15 protein-coding genes, 1 other RNA gene and 1 pseudogene are annotated in these 19,918 nt (G+C 43.1%); 6 read left to right on the forward strand and 11 right to left on the reverse strand.

Annotation, left to right across the window (positions count from 1 at the left end; genetic code table 11):
* Complete coding sequence (locus MURRU_RS02615; protein WP_041801249.1) at positions 1-180, reverse strand: hypothetical protein; 180 nt, start codon at positions 178-180, stop codon at positions 1-3.
* A gap of 170 nt (positions 181-350) precedes the next feature.
* Positions 351-1,556, reverse strand: coding sequence for an NAD(P)-dependent oxidoreductase (locus MURRU_RS02620; protein ID WP_014031866.1), 1,206 nt, complete (start codon positions 1,554-1,556; stop codon positions 351-353).
* A 299-nt stretch (positions 1,557-1,855) separates the two neighbouring features.
* On the opposite strand from MURRU_RS02620, the gene ssrA reads away from it, so the two are divergent.
* From ssrA to MURRU_RS18050, 3 genes are all read left to right on the forward strand, one after another.
* Positions 1,856-2,256, forward strand: a transfer-messenger RNA (tmRNA) gene (gene ssrA / locus MURRU_RS17565).
* Positions 2,257-2,453: 197 nt separating this feature from the next.
* Positions 2,454-2,954 carry a phage integrase SAM-like domain-containing protein gene (locus tag MURRU_RS18045; protein ID WP_049789082.1) on the forward strand — a complete coding sequence of 167 codons (501 nt, stop codon included), beginning with the start codon at positions 2,454-2,456 and terminating at the stop codon, positions 2,952-2,954.
* 87 nt (positions 2,955-3,041) lie between these two features.
* Positions 3,042-3,578 (forward strand): site-specific integrase, encoded by a 537-nt coding sequence (locus tag MURRU_RS18050; RefSeq protein ID WP_245545054.1) that lies wholly within the window; start codon positions 3,042-3,044, stop codon positions 3,576-3,578.
* A gap of 565 nt (positions 3,579-4,143) precedes the next feature.
* Here the strand turns inward: MURRU_RS18050 and MURRU_RS02635 are convergent.
* Positions 4,144-4,401 carry a type II secretion system F family protein gene (locus MURRU_RS02635; protein WP_041801253.1) on the reverse strand — a complete coding sequence of 86 codons (258 nt, stop codon included), beginning with the start codon at positions 4,399-4,401 and terminating at the stop codon, positions 4,144-4,146.
* Between the two features lie 422 nt (positions 4,402-4,823).
* Here MURRU_RS02635 and MURRU_RS18255 point away from each other — a divergent pair.
* Both MURRU_RS18255 and MURRU_RS02640 read left to right on the forward strand, forming a co-directional pair.
* Positions 4,824-4,982 (forward strand): annotated as a pseudogene (locus tag MURRU_RS18255) (transposase); the annotation flags it as partial.
* A gap of 103 nt (positions 4,983-5,085) precedes the next feature.
* Positions 5,086-6,237, forward strand: a complete 1,152-nt coding sequence (locus MURRU_RS02640) for a transposase (protein ID WP_245545055.1) — start codon at positions 5,086-5,088, stop codon at positions 6,235-6,237.
* 164 nt (positions 6,238-6,401) lie between these two features.
* Here MURRU_RS02640 and MURRU_RS02645 read toward each other — a convergent pair whose 3' ends face one another.
* Genes MURRU_RS02645 through MURRU_RS02670 form a run of 6 tightly spaced genes read right to left on the reverse strand, consistent with a single transcriptional unit; the run spans position 6,402 to position 16,575 of the window.
* A complete protein-coding gene (locus MURRU_RS02645) occupies positions 6,402-7,793 on the reverse strand; it encodes an Ig-like domain-containing domain (RefSeq protein ID WP_014031868.1) in 1,392 nt (463 codons plus the stop codon).
* A gap of 16 nt (positions 7,794-7,809) precedes the next feature.
* A complete protein-coding gene (locus MURRU_RS02650; protein WP_014031869.1) occupies positions 7,810-9,579 on the reverse strand; it encodes an Ig-like domain-containing domain in 1,770 nt (589 codons plus the stop codon).
* Between the two features lie 20 nt (positions 9,580-9,599).
* Positions 9,600-11,084 carry an SLC13 family permease gene (locus MURRU_RS02655; protein WP_014031870.1) on the reverse strand — a complete coding sequence of 495 codons (1,485 nt, stop codon included), beginning with the start codon at positions 11,082-11,084 and terminating at the stop codon, positions 9,600-9,602.
* The gene (locus MURRU_RS02660) at positions 11,081-11,854 is read right to left on the reverse strand and encodes an SGNH/GDSL hydrolase family protein (protein WP_148261468.1); all 774 of its coding nucleotides are present in this window, start codon (positions 11,852-11,854) and stop codon (positions 11,081-11,083) included. Before MURRU_RS02660 ends, MURRU_RS02655 begins: the two co-directional genes overlap by 4 nt.
* Positions 11,855-11,887: 33 nt before the next feature.
* Complete coding sequence (locus MURRU_RS02665; protein WP_014031872.1) at positions 11,888-13,306, reverse strand: SusD/RagB family nutrient-binding outer membrane lipoprotein; 1,419 nt, start codon at positions 13,304-13,306, stop codon at positions 11,888-11,890.
* Positions 13,307-13,323: 17 nt separating this feature from the next.
* The gene (locus MURRU_RS02670; protein ID WP_014031873.1) at positions 13,324-16,575 is read right to left on the reverse strand and encodes a SusC/RagA family TonB-linked outer membrane protein; all 3,252 of its coding nucleotides are present in this window, start codon (positions 16,573-16,575) and stop codon (positions 13,324-13,326) included.
* 169 nt (positions 16,576-16,744) lie between these two features.
* Between MURRU_RS02670 and MURRU_RS02675 the strand changes: the two genes are divergently transcribed.
* Positions 16,745-17,905 (forward strand): hypothetical protein, encoded by a 1,161-nt coding sequence (locus tag MURRU_RS02675; protein WP_014031874.1) that lies wholly within the window; start codon positions 16,745-16,747, stop codon positions 17,903-17,905.
* A gap of 9 nt (positions 17,906-17,914) precedes the next feature.
* Here the strand turns inward: MURRU_RS02675 and pckA are convergent, their stop codons facing one another.
* Complete coding sequence (pckA, locus tag MURRU_RS02680) at positions 17,915-19,531, reverse strand: phosphoenolpyruvate carboxykinase (ATP) (RefSeq protein WP_014031875.1); 1,617 nt, start codon at positions 19,529-19,531, stop codon at positions 17,915-17,917.
* 96 nt (positions 19,532-19,627) lie between these two features.
* Positions 19,628-19,843 carry a hypothetical protein gene (locus MURRU_RS02685; protein ID WP_014031876.1) on the reverse strand — a complete coding sequence of 72 codons (216 nt, stop codon included), beginning with the start codon at positions 19,841-19,843 and terminating at the stop codon, positions 19,628-19,630.
* Between the last annotated feature and the right edge of the window lie 75 nt (positions 19,844-19,918).

Genomic DNA, 19,918 nt, shown 5'->3' on the forward strand with positions numbered 1-19,918 from the left:
TTAAGCTACAGAGGAAAAAGAGGACCCGTTGATTACTTGGTCAAAGCCTGTCAATATTTTGCTGGCGTACTCTTTTGGGGTTTTGTCCGAGATAGACACCCATTTTTTGTCCACATCAACATCAAAGTAAAAACAGGAAAAGTCTGTATCAACATCTAATCGGGACAACAGGAATCGCATGATTCTAGGTCTGAGGCTGTATTCCAAATCGATACAAGTCCTTTGCATTGCTGGATTGTCATCTCCAGAAAACACCCAATTAAACGTCACAGGCTTTTAAGAATTAAGACATACAATATACTAAAAAACAATGCATTACCAACCTCTGAAAGGTGTTTTTGGCTAAAAAGCTATTCTTTTCCGTCAACATAATCTTGAAGGTAGGCGTACCGGGGGGTCAACTTACCGTTTTGCGTCATACGGGCCCTTTCTAGAACACCATCCTTATCGTTATTAAAAAAAGATGGTACCACGTGCTTGGAAAATGCTTCTCCAAAACCCACGCTGGCATCCCTTGGCAATTCGCACGGGAGGTTGTCCACGGCCATTACGGCAATGGCCTTTTTATTTTTAAAATCGGTTTCCGTTTCCGATTCAGGGTCATACCCATAAATTGGTTCGGCAATGGTGGACGGACGAATGGTGCTTGCAATGGGACCGTCGATGTCACAACTGATGTCGGCCACTACTTTTATGTTAAAATCGGGTTGTTTGGCATCTTCTCGGGTATACAGATAAGGAGCGCCATCACCATAAAAATGTCCTGCAATATAGAAATCGGTTACTTTTGCAAAACGAAAAAAGTCAGATTCGTAAGCCTCGGTGTTTTGGAAAAAATCGGCTTTGCTGCCTTTGGTTCCATCCTTACGTTTTACATAGTGAGACACATCGGTTTGGCAATATACAGGTTGCTTGAAGGATGTGGATAAATACTCACTGGGAGAAACGTGCCTCAATCCCATGGTATCGAGCATTTCCTTGGCACCACTGCCCACTCTTCCTTTTCCAGTAAGCAATATTTTTATGTTGGGGAGCTGTACTTTTTTAAGTTCCGAAATCAAAGCTTGTTGATCCAGAAGGGATTCCGCTTTAGGCAATTGATACAAGTTGTACTTTAAACCGTAGGCCCTGAATCCGTTGTAGGCTCCTACGATTCCGGCATAACGGCCAAAGGCGACCAATCTACTCCCTTTTGGATTGGTTATCACCTCATGATCGTACAGTTCTATGTTTTTATCCAAAATAGCTTGAAGCAACTCCCGGTTATAAGGCTGCTTTTTGATGGTATGGGAAAAGAAGAAATATTTTTTATTGGGAATCAATGCTTCGATGGGAACTTCCTTAACACCTAGAAGCACTTCACAAGTTTCCAAGTCCTTAACCACCTCAAGACCCTTATCGGCGTATTCTTGGTCCGAAAACACGCGAATTGGCGATGATTCGACCAGAATTTCGGCCTTTGGGTATTTGGAAAGGACATTTTGACACGCTGTCGGTGACAGTACGACCCTGCGATCGGGCGGATTTTTACGTTCCCTGATGATTCCGAACTTCATATAGTATTTTGGTATAATTGTTGACCAAAATAAGAGGAAAAGGCTGGGCAGGCAAACTTTTTATTGTTTGATGGATATAAGTTACCTTTGCCGACCGCGTTAGGGATAGAGGCAAGTACCTTGTACAGCCGATAGCCCGACCGAAATGTTGCGAAGCAATATTTTGGGAACGCCCACACTTTGACCGTGCTCAGTGCAGGCTAAGTTCTTTGAAAAAAAAGTGAGTTTACGTTTAGGCCCCTCGACTACGCTCAGGGCATAATTCGTATACGGTAAGCAAAGCTTACCTATCTCATTATGGGGCCGACCGGTTTTGACAGCAAGACCAATGGCGATGTAAGCATGTCGAGCGCTGGGATACAGCTCGTTAATCTCATGTTTCACACTTTTTAATTGGCGAAAATAATTACGCTCTTGCCGCATAATCTGAATTATAGTAGGATGTGCCTCGTCCCTACCAGGTAGGGAAGCGAGATGTTCCTGAATAGCCCTTGTTGACGGCGATTCGTTTAGGAGCACCAAAAAAGTCAACACAAGGGTGTTCGTTCGCTTTGGCGACACCTCTAAAACCTTAAGAAGATAAGTGTATATTAGGCCGTATCTGGTCAGGTATGCAACGAAAATTAAGCAGATACTAAGCATGTAGAAAGCATGGTTATTGCTTGTTTGGACGAGGGTTCGAATCCCTCCGGCTCCACTGAAACACCATCAAAACAACACAATAAACCTGTAAATTACTGATTTACAGGTTTTTTTTATTTTATTTGGCTTCATTTAATCTCAAATAATAGCATTAAAAAAGTTACCTATTCGGTGAGCCTTTTTTTTATTCAAAAACACTCACCGATTTCTTTGTAATTAATTGATTTTGTGTTGAATATAAAAAATATACCAAAAATGAGCCATTCTTTCTCTCAGCTATTTTATCTTAAAGGAAAACACAAAGAAAAAGACGTGAAAGTCCCTATATATCTGCGATTAACGGTAAATGGCCAACGAAGTGAATTGAGCGTTTCACGCAAAGTTGACCCACAAAAATGGAGTGCTCGGACGGGGAAAATGAAGGGAACGAACCTTGAAGCAAATGAATTGAACCAGTACTTGGACACCGTCAGAAGTAGAATAAATAAAATCCACCTTCAACTTGTAGAGGACAACAAACCTTTCACCTCATCAGATATGAAAAATTTGTATTTGGGCAAAGGTGGAAAGCTCAAAATGCTTATAGAGCTTTTTGATGAACATAACCAACAAACGAAAAAGCTCATTGGGATTGAATTTGCCCTCGTCACCTATAAGCGGTACCAAACCACCAGAAACCACATAGCCGAATTTTTAAAGTCTGAATTCGGAAAATCGGATATTCCGGTCCGAGATGTGGATTTGAAATTCATCTAGGGTTTCGAGTATTTTTTAAAGGTGGCTAAAAAATGTAATCATAATTCTGCCCTGAAGTACATCAATAATTTCAAGTAAATCATCCGAATGGCGGTGGCACATGAATGGATCAGTAAAGATCCTTTTTACATCTACAAGGTACAATTCAAAACCCTTGAGCGTGAATTTCTATCCAAACAAGAATTGCAGACATTGGTAGACAAAGAAATTACAGGAGAACACCTGAATGTTGTCCAGGATATGTTTGTTTTCTGTTGCTATACCGGACTCTCATATATCGATGTCCAAAAACTACATCCTGATAATATCACAACACACATTGATGGGAGCCTTTGGATAAAGTCCAAACGTACCAAAACAAAAACTCGATTGGGTATCCCTCTACTCCCAACTGCTCAGGCCATCCTTGAAAAATATCAGGACCACCCTAAAGTTTTCAATGGAGATTGTGTTTTGCCCGTTTTGAGCAATCAGAAGTCCAATGCCTATTTAAAGGAGATTGCCGATCTCTGTGGAATCAAAAAGAACCTGACCACACAACATTATGCCAAAATCATTGATAAGAAGGTGAGTGAGGATATGGCCACTTTAAAAGGAATTCTTGCAAAAGAGGGAAGAACATAACTAAAAAAAGTGGCTTGTCGGGGTGGTAGGCTTAACTGCCTACTCATAACCCACTGTTATTCATTTTATTATGTCATTTTTTCTAAATGTGCACACCTGATTGCACAACAAAACCGTGAAAAGAACTTCGGAGATATAATTTGCTCTCTTTTGGTTCCATTAAAGTACAAAAAAAGATTAAAGAAAATTGTAGAAAAAGATAGATTCTTACTTATTGAATTATGAGAAGGAAATTATGCTTATGTAAAAAATTCTAAGGATGACTAAACCATTTACAAAAGTATAATTATCTGACTATCATAAGAAAGAACTGTTATTTCAAATTCTGCACACCTTATTGCTCATTTAAGATAAAAATGGGAATTAGAACTTGTCCATTACAAAGTAAAAATACTGAAATCAGTTTAAAAAGAACCAAACTGCAAGAAGGATTCTTGGCCGAAACAGACAACATTAGATTTATTGCTTTGTAGAAAACTAATATCATTATCAAGCTGCTTTTCTATAAACATCTTTTGGTCTTTGGTATTCAATGGACTGGTGTCTTCTTCGATGGTTGTAATAATCAAAGTACTCCTCCAACAAAAAACCCAATCACCAAAATAATGATAGGTTCCATAATGGTCGACAACATTTTAAAATTCTGTTGCTCTTCAGTCACATATTGCTGATTCAGTTTTTTGAATATATATTCGGTTTGATTGGTCTCCTCAGCTACCTTCACCAAAGAAATGATTTTAAGGTCGAACACCTCATTTTCCAACAAACTCTGATGGAGATTTTCTGTTTTAGTATTTTGGACTTTATCGTATCTAGGGTACAAAAAACAGGTATATGATCACCTAGAATGGAAAAAAGTAAACGTAGTTAAATCACACATCAGTCACTGACCTACCCCATTTATAGTAAAACATTAGATGGTTCAAATTTTTCGTTTTAATGTTTTCATAATCTGTCCTATCCAATCAAGGAACAGAAGGTCTTCAGGGTCACTCCAATGCCTCCATGGTTTTGTAAAAAATCATGTAGTTGTAGGAATAGGGTTTTATCAATTTTCATAACAATAAAAGAGGCTGTCCAAAAAGGCAGTCTCTTTTTTGTTTAAAACTGTAAGGGATCGTAACTTTAGTTATGAGCCGAAAAATAGTATGGAAGACCAATGACTAGGACCAGTTGAGCCTTCTTCCGCCCAGTTAAGATGATCTGGTACCCAAAAACCATCCTGTCCGGATCGTCAATTCAATTTTGGAAGGTATAGATCTGGCCGTATTGGAAAGGACCTATAAGGGAGGGGGCGCCTCCAGCTATCACCCAAAGATACTGCTCAAGATATTGGTCTATGCCTATCTGCGCAACCTGTATTCCTCGCGCAAGATAGAGGAGGCCCTTGGGGAGAACCTCCATTTTATGTGGTTGGCCGGCACGGCACGGCCGGACCACAACACGATCAGCAACTTCCGTTCGGGAAAGCTGGGGGGGGCACTTCAGGAAGATCTTCGACCAAGTAGTGGTCCTATTGGCCGAGCAGGGACATCTGGGCCTAAGGGACATCTATGTGGACGGCACCAAGATAGAGGCCAATGCCAACCGCTATACCTTTGTATGGGCAAAGGGCATAAAGACCTCGCGCGAGCGTATCCAAAAGCAGTTGAAAGAACTCTGGAGCTATGTGGAAAAGGTGTACCGGGATGAGGAGCAGACCCCCAATATGCCCGACTTTGAAGCGATAGACCCGCAGAAGGTATCCGAGACCATAGACCGGATCGACCAAGCTTTGGAAGACAGGCCGATCGATAAAAAGGTAAGGCAAAAGCTGAACTACGCAAAAAGGAACTGGCCCAGGAACCTGGAGAGGTACGACCGTCAAGAGGGGCAAATGGGCGGCAGAAACAGTATGAGAAGGACCGATCCCGATGCCACCTTCATGCGCATGAAGGACGACCACATGCAGAACGGGCAGTTAAAACCGGGCTACAACCTGCAGGCCGGCACCAACAACCAGTTCATCGTCAATTACAGCCTTGCCCAGACCACCTCGGACACCACCGCGCTGATCGACCATGTGGAGGGATTCATCGAAAGTTACGGCCGGGCGCCCGACAAACTTACCGCCGATGCCGGTTATGGCAGCGAGGAGAACTATGCCCATCTGGAAAGCAATGGCATCGAGGCCTTCATGAAGTACGGCTACTTCCACAAGGAACAACTGGACGAAAAAAGGGGGACCTGTAAAAACCCGTTTGCGGCCGACAAACCATATTACGACGGCGAAGGGGGCCGGTACTTCTGCCCCCATGGGGCAGGCCATGCACCTTATGGGAAGTTATCGCAAACGGACCAAAACGGGACATGTACGGACAATCCACCGCTACCAAGCGGCCAATTGCGCGGGGCCTGCCATGGCTCCGAAGGGAACAGGGTCGTTGAGCGCAACCACAATCTGGCAAGGCTAAGGGCCACGGCCAGGGAAAGACTGCTAGGCGAAGAGGGGATCGCCCATCGTAAGCGAAGGTGCTGGGACGTCGAGGCCGTTTTCGGCAACATCAAACAGAATATGGGCTTCAAACGGTTCCTGTTAAGGGGCATCGATAAGGTGGAAACCGAAATAGGGCTCATTGCCATGGCACACAACCTTAGAAAGGCAACTTTTAGGGCATAGAGACCCTCTGGCCCAATTTTGACCACGGGAAATAAATCGAAAAAACGCAACATTAAGGCATACACCCACAAATCATCCCTAAATAAAAAGACCGCCCAAATGTTTTTAGACGGCCCCTTAAAATAACTAACTCAAATCAACTATATTTTTTTTAATGCATAGTGCTACTCAAATTCCATAACATATTGTTTAAATTCAGATGAGTTGAAAATACCATTGGCATCATGGCCCACATTGGGCACAATTACTTCCCTGTGATTGTGGGTAGATGGATAAAATGTTTCCATATACTCGTACATATTGCTCCCCCTGTTAAATCTATTGGATCCAAGCAAGGTAGCTTGACAATCTGTTGTATTGAGGGTTCCTGTAGTCGATGTATCATCACTCCCCAAGAAATAAATGGTGCTCCTGGAAACCTGCTGTTCGGTTAAGGTGCCAGCATCCACCCCATCCAGATATGGCACGGCAAACTCATACCCATACGGCCAATAATCGTAGCCAGTGCAGTCCATAGGTTCATAAAAGGTTCCTGCTTCCTCATCATAACGTTGTCCATCTGGGTAGTAGAAATACTGATTATTGGCTACAATATGCTGAAAATCGATTCCTTCATGGGAGTCTTGTACTTTATTTGCCAAAGCGTAGTGTTGCGTAAATGCCGCCCCCGAAGAATGCCCGGCAAGAAAAACAGTTTCAAGGTTCGGGAATTTTTCCGGATCGGAAAAACGGTTTACCAAACTATCCATAACCGTAAAGGAACTGATCGCGACATTGTTGTTACCAGCATTGGCCCCTTCACGCCATCTGGAATCGTTCCATACCAATCCATTTGAGGGAGCAGTTCCATTATCCTGAAAATGTGGTGCAATCACAAGTGTAGCTTCTTCCAGTTCCATGCTTCGTAAAGAATTGATCATGTAGCCGTAATAATCATCAGCATCACGATTGGCACCATGAACCACAACTACTACCTTGTCTATAAAATCCCAGACAAATTCTGCATCATCAATAAAGTCATAGTTTGCGTAAACATTAAAGGTTAATGGCTGTTCGGAATCATCCAAAAAGCTCAATTGCTGCATACAGTCTTCCGATGCGGATAAGCACGGAGTTTTAGCATTGGCGTTGGCACCCTCTGTTGTAAAGGAATAGGCAACCCCGTCCCGAAGTATTTTTCCTTCCGCACCAATTTGTCCCGAGTTCAAACCAAGCGTATGGACCGTATTGGGAGACATATCCTGAATATTGACCAATACTTTGGTTGATTGGTTAAGGTATTGCACCATATAAGGTACATTTTCCGACCCTGTGCTTACATAAAGTGCTTTTTCCAATGCTTCGGGAACCACAATGGCAGAAAAAACTAGCTCAATCGTACTGCTCACAGGAACATTTTGCATGTCATCCACAAATGGATTATCGTTTAGTTTAACTGATATTACACTCAGCGTACCTACCGATACATCCTCATCTTCACTACAACTAGTGAACCATAGGACAACTAGTCCCAAAAACAGTAGTTGAACATTCCCAATTCTATTCTTTTTATTCATCTTTCTATCTATTGATTTAATTGCAGGCCGGATACGTACAGGCCGATTCTTGTGTTGTTGTTGAACCTGCGGCACAATCCACTCCACCTACGGACCATGTTGCCCCTTCTTTATAGGCCCAGGACCCGGAATATTCCCAAGCGGCACCAGTTCCATCCACATTGGCATCTCCGTAAGTTTCTACTACGGTATTCCCATTAAAAAGTTCAATGGCGTCATCTCCATTTTGGTTCATGGATTCCGTTTCAATGATATGCTCGAACGAATCGGTACATCCACCAAAATAGGCGGCAATGGTAGCCTGTTCCCGAGCGAGGAGAATGTCATCCCCTTCCTCGACGGAAATGGCGGGCAAAGTAAACTCAATACCATCGGTACCTCCACCATTATTGGCGACTCCAATACTGTAAATGCTTAAATCCGAAATGTTTTTGTTGGCCTTTAAATGAACTGCCTTACCTCCGTTGGTTCCGCTACCTTCCCAGGTAAGTGCCAATACACCTTTTAGGGTAAGCGCTTCGGAACAGATCGGATATGGACATGCAGAAGTATCGACAGTAGTGGAGCCTACGGAGCAGTCTATACCACCAGTGGTCCAGAAACCATCAATTTTATAAGCCCACGAACCGGAGTACTCCCAAGATTCGCCAGTGCCATCCACATTAATATCTCCATACGTCTCTATCACAATATCCCCTTGGTACAATTCGATGGCATCATCTCCATTTTGGTTGATGGCAGATTCAGCTTGTAGCACATGTTCAAACTCACTGGCACACCCTCCAAAATATGTGGTGAGCAAAGCGGTTTCCCGTGCCACAAGGATATTATCTCCTGCGGAAACCGAGATTGCGGGCAATACAAACTCATTGCCATCTGTTCCGCCACCATTATTTGCTGTTCCCAAACCATACAAGCTCAAATCGGCTATATCTTGATTGGCCACAAGATGAACAGCCTTGCCATCGTTGGTACCTGAACCATCCCAAGTAAGTGCCATGATTCCTTTGAGTGACAATGCGGGCAATTGTTCGATTATGGTAATACTTGTGCTTTCTGAACTGTTTGAGGCATTGGTCACCTCCTCCAATGAAAGTTCGATGATCTCATTGCCTTCGTTTTCTCCGTCCAACAGCGTGGTGATTTCAAAAGAAATTGACAAGGAACCTTGAGGAATGATAATACTTTCTTCTCCTGAAGCATTGTAATCGGAATCTTTGGTTGCCGTTCCGCCGAAAATAACCGTGGCGGTCACATCGCTATTGGCTTCTTTGTTCAATGAAGCAGTAATAGTTGCGATTTGGCCATCCTCTTCCAATTCAGAAACATCGCTTGACAAAGTTAGGGTCGGCGGTACAAATGCTGCTGTGGTAAAGTTTATGGAGAAAGAGCTCTCAAATGATTCCCCTTCCACTCCATACGTTCCTTCGGGCAATGATACCGAGTAGCTGGTTTCATACTCCAACGAACTTGGAACTAAGCTAACCGTGGAATTTGTGTTTGAAAATTCAATATCGTAGTCTACCGCTCCAGAGCCTGATGAGAAATCCAAGGCCGAACCAATGGCCTCCATATCCAAGCTGTGTGAGAAAATTATCTGAATGGAAGTATTTACGGGAACATCCTCCACAGGGGTCTCAAAATTTGTCTCGGTGATGTTGGTGGTAAGTACGGTCAAGGAACCATCATCCAAAATGGTACCTTCGTCGTCGTCGTTACAACCTACAATGCATAAAAACACCAGAAAAAAGGCTATGTGCAATATTGGTTTTTTATAATTTTTCATGTTTAGTGATTTTTAGTTTGTTATTTGGTAATCTTATCAGTAATAAATGCGCTGAACTCCCTAGGGTGAAAGTCCCAAATCAGAGGTAATAAGTAGTACACCATAAGGGATAGAAACACAATGGAAATCAAGTTCATCCATATACCGCTCTTGGCCATATCGGATATTTTAAGATACCCTGAACCAAAAACTACGGCATTGGGCGGGGTTGCCACGGGAAGCATAAAGGCACAGGATGCTGCCACGGTGGTAGCCACCATTAATATGTAAGGATTAATATTGAGCCCTACCGCTATAGGTGCCAAAATGGGGAGCAACATGGCCGTAGTGGCCAAATTGGAAGTAACCTCGGTGATAAAGTTTACAGAGGCAACGATCACAACGATCAATACAATTAGGGCCAATCCCTGCAATAAACTCATTTGATTGCCCAACCATGCGGCCAATCCAGTGGTCTCAAAACCAGAAGCCAAGGCCATACCACCACCAAAAAGCAGTATAATGCCCCATGGTAATTTTACCGCATCTTCCCAGTTTATCAAGGGTTCTTTTTTGTTGTCACTTTTAATGGTGAACAACAGAATACCTGCGCACATGGCAATTATGGTATCATCAATGGCGGGTAGTAGTGGTTGAAGCACGAAAGATCTTGATATCCAAGCAAAGGCAGTAAAAATGAAAATACCCAGAATAATTTTTTCTTCTTTCTTCATTGGGCCCAATTGCTCTATCAACTGATTGATTTCCTTCCTTCCACCGGGAAACTCCTTTTGTTTAAAGGTAAAGGCAAACCTTGTTAGATAAATCCAAGCTATCACCAAAAGTGGAATAGCTATGGGCAATCCCCACTTGGCCCATTGCCAAAAAGTGATTTCTATGCCGTAGACCTCTTCCACATATCCGGCAAACACCAAGTTGGGCGGTGTTCCTATCAAGGTTGCCACCCCGCCTATGGAGGCACTGTATGCTATCCCCAGCATTAGTGCCTTACCGAATATCAAATTTTCGTCTTCACGGGTTGCTGGGTTATCCTTTAATTGTGTTACAATGGACATGGCGATGGGCAGCATCATCACCGAAGTGGCCGTATTGGATATCCACATGGATAAAAAGGCTGTGGCCACCATAAAGCCCAAAATGATTTTTGACACATTGGTTCCGATGATTCGGATGACATGTAAGGCAATCCGCTTGTGCAGGTTCCACTTTTCTATGGCGATGGCCAGCATAAAGCCTCCCATATACAAAAAAATGTATCTGTGCCCATAAGATGCGGTGGTACTCGATAAATCAACAGCTCCCGTAAGCGGAAATAGAATGATGGGCAAAAGCGCCGTGACACCAATGGGAATGGCCTCGGTTACCCACCAAATGGCCATCCACAAAGTTATTCCCAACATACTGAATGCACTCTCGGACATATCTGCAGGGGGATCAAAACTCTGTAAGATAAAAAAGACCAAGGGCCCAAGTACCAAGAATATATTTCTTTTTACCACCTTCATTTTTGGGTCTTATAAGGTTCAAAATTCATTTCATCCACCAATTGCCTCAAAAAGTTACCCGTGGTCGGCAAAACAAAGGACAGGTACAATTTTTCATCGTTTTTATCTACTGTTATCAAACGATCTGGAACGTCAGTTATCGATTCACCTGTAAGTAGTTTGGTAATGGTAAGTGCTATCAAATATGTCCCATCCGATGAAGGGTGTTTGTCATCAAAATAGAGTTCCAAGTCTGGTCTAAATGTCCTGGCCTTCATATAAACGGGACCCACTGGAAATACTTTGGCATTGAGCTCAGTGGCCAGGTCCATATACCCTTGGGTTATGGTTTCCTGCATCAATGGATTGGATTTATAAGCCCATGTCATATAAAAAATAGGTTCTGCTCCTTTGGAGCGAACGAGTTCGGCAAACTTGGCTCCGTATTCCTTAAACCGCTCGGGGGCTTCAATGGTACTTAGACTATGGTCGCCAAAAACCACATAATCCCATTTTTTTTCTTCAAGTAGTTGGCGGGTAATGGTTTCTTTTTCGCTTTTCCAATGTTGCTCCAAATTACTGCCTCCCACGGTAGATTGACGTGCAGCAATGTCCACCCCTTGTGTTTCCGCCATGGCTTCCACCAATTGGGGCATGTTCCAAAAATAGGTAAAGCTGTTTCCCACAAACAATATGTTGATCGGGCCTTGCTTTTCTTGGGCGTCCAGTTGAACGGGAATGTTCAGAACCAGGACAAAAACCCAAATACCGATATACTTAAAATGCTTCATTCTCATCATTTGAATATGCAATTCTTACTGATTTTATTGATTAACTGGTGTTTCGTCAAAAAAGTTTGGGATAGGACTTGGAACGTTGGTATTCCGGTCTATTTCAGATTGAGGATACAAGAACCTTTGTGGCAATTGGTTGCCCGTATTTGGTATAATCGGTACCTTCACCACGGATTCACCTTCGGTTCTTCGGGTATCGTTAAAAGACTCTATCTGTCCAAACAAGGTAATGTAACGTTCTTCCAAGATTTCGCGCAGCAAAGCATTTTCTGGACTGATATTGTCCACATTTTCCATACCTCCTGCTTCAAAGTCGGCCGCCACATAAGGTTCATAGACCACTTGGGAAGGGTCTACGTTTCTAAGATATCCCCCTATGTTCATAAATGCCCTGTAGTCGTTCAAATTGGAAAGACCCGCGCCAAAACCATTGATTCTTAATCCAGCCTCGGCCAAAATAAGCAGGTTTTCCTCATAGGTCACCAAAGGTGCCGGTGCATCCTGTGCGGCAAAACCATTGGACGTATTGGGCTGTATTCCGGTACTGTTTACCGTAAAAAGAAAATTATACCTTCCCGTCTCATCGGTCTTTGCGTTGCCCCTATAATTTGATGGAATGGGGTTACCTATCCCAGGATCAACCAGACTGGCCATATAATCGGAAACGACGACATCTGCTTGGCGAACCTCCACTGCAAAAAACTGATAGTTTAAGTTAGAGTTCTCGGCAGCTGTGCCATGTGGTCCGTACATGCTATTCTCCATAGAGCTGATACCATTGGATGCAGCATTCAAGGCACTTTGGTAATTCTTGGTGTGCATGTAAAAGCGTGCTTTAAGTGTATAGGCGACCTCAATCCATGCGTTGGCATTCCCATCAAAATAAATGTCCGAACCTGCACTTGGCCTTCCTGTTCCTTGGCTCAAAAGTGAAATGGCAGCATCCAAGGTGCTTTGTATTTTACCATAGACCGAAGTCTGACTTTCAAATACTGGGTCTGTTATAGCTACATTCCCTGCTTCATCAAAAGGTATATCACCATATAATGATGCGATAGATCCTGCTACTTGGGCCTGTAAAACCAATGCTATTCCTTGAGCTATGGGACCAATTTCCTCGTTCAAAGCAGTTTCTTCGGCAATCAATGCATTTCTATAAGCATTCACAAAGGCATCGTTCCAAAGTGCATCAAAATCGCTGGTGGTCACCGAATATTGGTAAAAACCTTCGTGCTGTCTGTCTATACCTCTATACTGGCCTGCGAAGATGGCAGCTCTACGAGCTGATTCCCCGCTTTGAAAAAGTAAATTACCCACTTCTGCACCGGTCAAAACCGTTCCATAGGAACTTTCCGTTAGGTTGTTCGGGTCGTTGTTAAGATCATCGACCAATTTGCTACAAGATACCAGTAGCGCGCAAAATATTACGATTGATATATAGCGTTTCATTTGTATAGTTTTTTTGATTAGAAGTTAAGTGTTAGGCTGAACAAATACGATTTGGTACTGGGGTTGTTGAAATAATCAATTCCCCTTGCAGCACTCACTCCGGAAAGATTGGTATCCGGGTCATTCCCTTCAAAAGGGGCCCATAAAAAAAGGTTTCTGCCTGTAACTGAAAACTCGGCGGATTGAAGGCCTATGGAATCTTTCATCCATTCATTGTTCAAACGATAGGATAAACTCAGCTCCCTTAATCGGGTCCAGGAACCATCTTCTATGTAAAGTTCATCATTTCCATTGCCAAAAAAACCACCATCTCCATTATACCATGCTTCGGTAAGGGCAACAGGACCTGCACCAAAATCGGCCACATTTCCCCTAAAGGTTTCACCTATATTGATCACGTTACCATCCGCTGTAAAATAGTTACGCGTCGCTGTCACTTCATTGGCGGTATCGTACCAAGTTCCCAAATCCCGCATTACGGATTTGGTACCTGCGTAAATATCCGCTCCTTGATAGGTTTCCAAAAGAGCGGTCAACCTAAAATTCTTGTAGGAAATACTGGTTGCCAACGATCCTTGCCAATCTGGGTTGGGATCCCCGATCACACCTTCTACCTGATCCTGTTCCGGAAAGCCATATTCATCATAAACAATGGCCCCATCTTCGTTGCGAAGCGTTCTAGATCCCCATAAAACACCTAACGGCTCACCTTCCACAGCCCTTGAACTAACTGCCGAAAGACCTCCAAGGTTCAAGGATTCTATACCGGCCAAATCGGTAACCTTATTACGGACTTGGGTAAAGGTCGCATCCATGGACCATGTAAAATCCTTGGTAGCTATGATTCGATATCCCAAATCAAGCTCATACCCTTTATTTTCAATCTCAGCACCATTGGTGTAAACAGAAGTATATCCTGTTGAATTGGCTTGGGGGAACTCCAACAGGACATCCTCTGTTACATTTGAAAAATAGGTTCCGCTAAGTGATAGTCTGTCCCGAAAGAAACGTAGGTCCGCTCCTAGTTCAATTTCTTTTTTTCGCTCAGGTTTTAAATTGGTATTCCCTCGACTGGAACTGGGCACAAAGGCACCATTTCCGAACAGTCCAAGGTTAAGCCCCCCTCCATAAGAATCACCGAAGGTTGGGGAAACATACACATTGGAGGTATTGTAGCGTGCCGGTTGTACCCCTACCTCCCCGTAAGAGGCACGTAATTTACCAAAGGAAAAAAATGTACTTTCCTTAAAGGGTTCCAATTCGGAGAATTGCCAAGCTACGGAAGTAGATGGGAAAATAAATGCTTTGTTATCGGCATCACCAAAAGTAGAGGCTGATTCTGCCCTGACCGTGGCATTCACATACAACATCTCATATAGGGAAAAAGACGTTGAGGAATATATTCCTGCCGTTCTTTCTTGACCTTGGGAGCTATTGGTCACAATGTTTTCAGGCAAAATATTGTCCGAATCGCGAATTCCACTATCCACATCCAAAAACTGTACAAAATTGGTTCCTACATAACCGTTCACAGCTCTTGACTTATCATTATAATTGAAGCCCAACAAGAAATCACCAGTTACATTATCGGTGAGGTTAAAATTGGTTTTGGCAATGTAATCCATATTAAAAATGGTATTGGTGGCCAATTCTTGGCTTATAAATCCAGAACGGAAAGCTCCTGAGGCGGATCCCGGAGTAAAAAACTCGTTTCTTTTTTCGCTGTAATGGTCCAATCCCACTCTGGCAATCAAGGTTAACCAAGAACTCGGCGTGGCGGTCAGTTCCACATTGGTGATAAAACGGTCCACCTTAGCCAAGTTCTCCTGTTCGTTAATTGTCCAAAGCGGATTGTTATAAGTGGGTGTTCCGTCAGCTCCCAGCGGCTCTCTGTACGATCTATGCCTATTGGATACAGGGGTGGCATCACTATTGGCATAATAATCCCCTCTATACCCCGATATATCAAAACCAACGGGATTTCTCAATAGACCAAGATACAGGCCGGAACTATTTGCCCCTTTTTCAATCCTATTGGAATTCGTACGCGAATAAGAGGAACTAATTCTCAAACTAATCTCATCAGTAAAATTATGACGGGCATTGAATCGCAATGTGGTTCTTCGGTAATCCGAATTGTTTCTTATAATCCCCTGTTGGTCCAGATTGCCCAAACTAAAGAACATGGAACTCTTTTGATTACCCCCACTTACGCTAAGGTTGTTTTCGAAAAAGTGGCCATTGCCAAAAATTTTGTCAAAGTTTGAATCATGGAAAGTCTCCCTGGAGTTCTTGGTCAAAATTGGGTAATATACATTTCCATCTTGGTCGAGATAAAACTCCCCTGAAGTATCCAATTCATCCAAACCTCCAGATCTTTCGGAGAGCTTATCTCCCCAAGAATCACGCGCCCTTTGGTCATAAACTCCATTATCACCCTGGCCAAACTTATCCTGAAAAGGATACTTTCGGTTGATCTCATCATAAGAGTAAGTACTTTTTAAACTCACGGAAAGCCTACTATTAAATTTTCCGCTTTTGGTAGTAATGTTGATTACCCCCCCAAGGGCTTGGGTCCCCCAAAGTGCTGCCGCAGAAGCGCCCTTCAAGACTGTAATGCTCTCGATATCGTTTGGATTGATGTCGTTCAACCGAGACTCTTGGTTCACACCGCCACTGTCACTGTTGCCTCTTACATCATTGCTAATGGGCACGCCATCCACAATAATAAGGGGTTGACTGTTTCGCGTAATGGACGATACACCACGTATTTGGATATACGAACCTGCTCCTGGGTCACTGGAGTTCCTGGTGATACGTACACCGGAAGATTTCCCTGATAGACTGTTGAGTACATTGGTTTCCCCCGATTCGGCAACCTTGTTCCCAGAAACGGTTGAACTGGCATAGCCCAATTCATCCTTTTGTTCCTTGAACCCCAATGAAGTGACGATGACCTCATCAAGAGCCTCTGCGCTCTCTTCCATTACAATGTCCAATGTGCTTCCACTTCCCACAGTTTTGGTCACAGGCGTAAAGCCTATATAACTAAATAGGAGTTGTGATGATTCATCCCTAATCGTAATTGTATAGTTCCCATCAAAATCCGATGTGGTACCATTGGTGGTTTCCTTTTCAATAATGGAAACACCGACCAATGGCTGCCCATTTTCATCGGTAACTGTTCCGGAAATATTTTTTTGAGAAATTACAATTTGAAAGGAAAGGACCGCAAGAAGCAAAATTGCATGCTTAAGTCTGAATTTCATTTTAAATGTTTTAAGTTTGATTAGTTTAGAGTGAAAAACTACCAAAAAAACAGAAGTTGTTGTTTTGATATTATTATACTTATGTGATTGACAATTATATAAATAATCATAGTTTATATTGTCACTTTAATAATTTTTATCAATTTTTATCAATTTTTAACCAACTTACATGCATAAAGAAGATGAGGTAAATAAAATCCATGAAGAATTTATCTCAAAGCTTGAACGTCATTACGGCAAATATGACCCAAGTACCAATAAATTCGAATCTACGAGCAACTCCAAGATTGCAAGGGATTTATTTTATAGTGATTCACAGTTCTCCAGATTAATCAACAATACTGCCTCTGAAGGTGAGCTGACCAGAGCGTTGCGAAATGTCCAACGGCTTTTGGATGTAAATGAACTTCGAGGAAAAGTAAACAAATTAAAAAACAGCCCAAAAGAAACCCCTACTGGCAATAAAAAGTATCTATGGACAATAGGGGTGATTCTGTTAGGGTTTGCCTTAACAACCGCATATTTTCTAACAAGACCTCATCAAGTAATCAACCATACTGGTAAGTTAACTGAACAGACTCGGTACGAAATGTTGCGGTGGGGCTTTGAAAACAACTATGTAAAGCCTTATGTTCGACTTAAGGAATTACCCGAAGATTGTTATTATCCCTGTTATAAATATCAGGGTAAATGGAGACTCAAGGAAGAATACAAAATTCCTTTCTTCAGGGAAAGAAATGGTTTTCACTATGTTGCCAAAGAAGTGGTCATGTACGCCCGATGTATGGATGAACGAGATGACCAAGGTGAATCCTTTGAGGGGTACGAATATCAAAAGCATGAGATTTGGTACGATAAAAGAGAGGTGCCCATAGACTCTTTTTTGACCAAGGGCAACAATCCAAAGTTGAGAACATTTTATATGAACTCAAATTTTGAGAATGACCCCAACTATGTCAAAATAGCCTATGTACATACCTTTTTCAAAACTGAGTTCAATATCGATGGTGAACAGATACAACGTTCAGGTAAAGCAATAGGGCGGGATATTGAATTTGTACCCCAAGAAATACTGGAAAAGGAAGCTCTTTCCACCGAACTTTTGAATGAGTTAAAAAGTGAAACCAACTCCATTGCCAAAAACCTTCTGGACGACTTCTCCAAACCCATTAACTGTAATCCCACAATGGCACCTGATTTGGATTTCAACCAGATTAAAGAAGGGGATGTACTCAGTTTTGATTGCCAATTCAGTACGGGAAGATTTCTTGTGGATTACAACAAATCTTACGTTTTTACCGATCAGTATATCAGTACTTTTTGTAGATAGGTCTGAAGCTTAAAAAGCATATCGCTGGGGTCCCCCTCTTCGGATTTCCTCGCTGGCATGCTCCTCAAACTTTTTAAAGTTCTCCCTAAAGGCATTGGTGAGCTTAAAGGCCGTTCTGTAATAGGCCTCGTCATCGTTCCAAGTGGCCCTTGGGCTGAGTACCTTAGTGGGCACCCCTGGGCACTCCCTTGGCTGCGCCACCCCAAATACGGAGTGGATATGGTACTTCTCATAATTGTAGAGTCCAAGTTCGCCGCTCAGCGCGGCACTGATCATCGCCCGTGTGTATTTCAGCTTCATCCTAGTGCCTACACCGTAGGGCCCGCCGGTCCATCCGGTGTTCACCAACCAAACGTCCACGCCCGACTCCTTCATCTTTTTGCTCAGCATCTCGGCATATTTGGCCGGGTGCAAGGGCATAAAGGGTGCGCCAAAGCAAGCTGAGAACGATGGCTGTGGCTCCACCACGCCCGCTTCCGTGCCGGCCACCTTGGCCGTGTAGCCCGAGATAAAGTGGTAGGCCGCCTGTGCCGGGGTCAGTTTGGAGATAGGGGGCAGCACCCCAAAGGCGTCTGCGGTGAGGAAGAAAATATTCTTTACGTTTTTCCCTATTGATGGCTGCTGGATGTTCTCGATATGGTGGATGGGATAGCTCACCCTGGTGTTCTGGGTTATGGAGGTGTCCGAAAAGTCCACGATTCTGTTGTCGTCCATGACCACATTCTCCAAAATCGCCCCCTTTTTGATGGCTCCGTAGATCTCCGGTTCCTTGTTCTTGGAAAGGTCGATCACCTTGGCATAACACCCCCCTTCAAAATTGAACACGGTATTGTCGGGCGTCCAACCGTGCTCATCGTCACCGATCAGTCTTCGGTTCGGGTCGGTGGACAGGGTGGTCTTTCCCGTTCCCGATAGGCCAAAGAAAATAGCGGTATCGCCCGATTCCCCAACGTTGGCCGAGCAGTGCATGGGCAGTGTGTTCCTGTAAACGGGCAAAATAAAGTTGAGTGCCGAAAATATTCCCTTTTTGATCTCCCCCGTATAGCCCGTTCCCCCGATAAGGGCGATCTTTCTACTAAAGTTAAGGATGGCGAAATTATGCTGTCGTGTACCGTCCACTTTGGGGTCCGCCATAAAGCCGGGCGCGTTCACCACGGTCCATTCCGGGTCAAATTCCTCCAGCTCCTCTTCCGTAGGACGAAGGAACATATTGTGGGCGAACATATTGGACCATGGGTATTCGTTGATTATCCTAATATTCAGTTTATAATCCGGGTCGGCACAGGCATACGAGTCCCTAACATACAATTCCTTTTTGTTGAGATAGGCAATGACCTTGTCATAAAGTGCATCGAACTTATCACTCTCGAAAGGGATATTGATATTCCCCCACCACACCTTGTCCTTGGTCATGTCATCCTTTACGATAAAGCGGTCCATGGGCGATCTTCCTGTAAATTCCCCAGTGTTCACGGCCAAGGCCCCGGAAGAAGCCTCTTTGCCCATCCCCTTTTCAATGGTAATGTGGTGGAGATCCTCGGGGGAAAGTTGGTAGTAGATGTTATTTGTGTTAAAATTTAATTTTTCAATATAAGCAGATACGTTGGCAGGCAGTAATAGTGACATAGTTTCTTGATATGTTAGTTTTAATATGCTTTCAAGAATATCAAAAAAATATCAAGAATTAAGGGTTTAACAACGTTTACTAAATTTTAATGATTTTTAATTCTTTTTCATAACCTTGTCCATTAGAAACTGAATTTTAGATTTCAATTCTTGCCATTTTGGGTCTTCATGCAGTATTTTTAATCGACTGTTTCTTTCCCACCCTGCCAAATCATACATACCTGCATCAATAGCTTTTTCTAGAGATTTGAAAGATGCAATTTCTATTATTGACTCTGGCATAAAGTATACCTGCATAATAATAATGCTCATAATCCTTGTTGTCCATTAATTCAGCTCCCTTGAAGATGAGGTCAGCCGTTTGGTGATAACTTCAGTTTTCTTGTT

The organism is Allomuricauda ruestringensis DSM 13258, from assembly GCF_000224085.1.
GTDB classification, from domain to species: domain Bacteria; phylum Bacteroidota; class Bacteroidia; order Flavobacteriales; family Flavobacteriaceae; genus Flagellimonas; species Flagellimonas ruestringensis.

What these genes read in the sequence shown, in the direction of transcription:
- MURRU_RS02615 (WP_041801249.1), bottom strand. Translation starts at nt 180, where the DNA reads ATGCGATTCCTGTTGTCCCGATTAGATGTTGATACAGACTTTTCCTGT.
- MURRU_RS02620 (WP_014031866.1), bottom strand. Translation starts at nt 1,556, where the DNA reads ATGAAGTTCGGAATCATCAGGGAACGTAAAAATCCGCCCGATCGCAGG.
- MURRU_RS18045 (WP_049789082.1), top strand. Translation starts at nt 2,454, where the DNA reads ATGAGCCATTCTTTCTCTCAGCTATTTTATCTTAAAGGAAAACACAAA.
- MURRU_RS18050 (WP_245545054.1), top strand. Translation starts at nt 3,042, where the DNA reads ATGGCGGTGGCACATGAATGGATCAGTAAAGATCCTTTTTACATCTAC.
- MURRU_RS02645 (WP_014031868.1), bottom strand. Translation starts at nt 7,793, where the DNA reads ATGAATAAAAAGAATAGAATTGGGAATGTTCAACTACTGTTTTTGGGA.
- MURRU_RS02650 (WP_014031869.1), bottom strand. Translation starts at nt 9,579, where the DNA reads ATGAAAAATTATAAAAAACCAATATTGCACATAGCCTTTTTTCTGGTG.
- MURRU_RS02655 (WP_014031870.1), bottom strand. Translation starts at nt 11,084, where the DNA reads ATGAAGGTGGTAAAAAGAAATATATTCTTGGTACTTGGGCCCTTGGTC.
- MURRU_RS02660 (WP_148261468.1), bottom strand. Translation starts at nt 11,854, where the DNA reads ATGAAGCATTTTAAGTATATCGGTATTTGGGTTTTTGTCCTGGTTCTG.
- MURRU_RS02665 (WP_014031872.1), bottom strand. Translation starts at nt 13,306, where the DNA reads ATGAAACGCTATATATCAATCGTAATATTTTGCGCGCTACTGGTATCT.
- MURRU_RS02670 (WP_014031873.1), bottom strand. Translation starts at nt 16,575, where the DNA reads ATGAAATTCAGACTTAAGCATGCAATTTTGCTTCTTGCGGTCCTTTCC.
- MURRU_RS02675 (WP_014031874.1), top strand. Translation starts at nt 16,745, where the DNA reads ATGCATAAAGAAGATGAGGTAAATAAAATCCATGAAGAATTTATCTCA.
- pckA (WP_014031875.1), bottom strand. Translation starts at nt 19,531, where the DNA reads ATGTCACTATTACTGCCTGCCAACGTATCTGCTTATATTGAAAAATTA.
- MURRU_RS02685 (WP_014031876.1), bottom strand. Translation starts at nt 19,843, where the DNA reads ATGAGCATTATTATTATGCAGGTATACTTTATGCCAGAGTCAATAATA.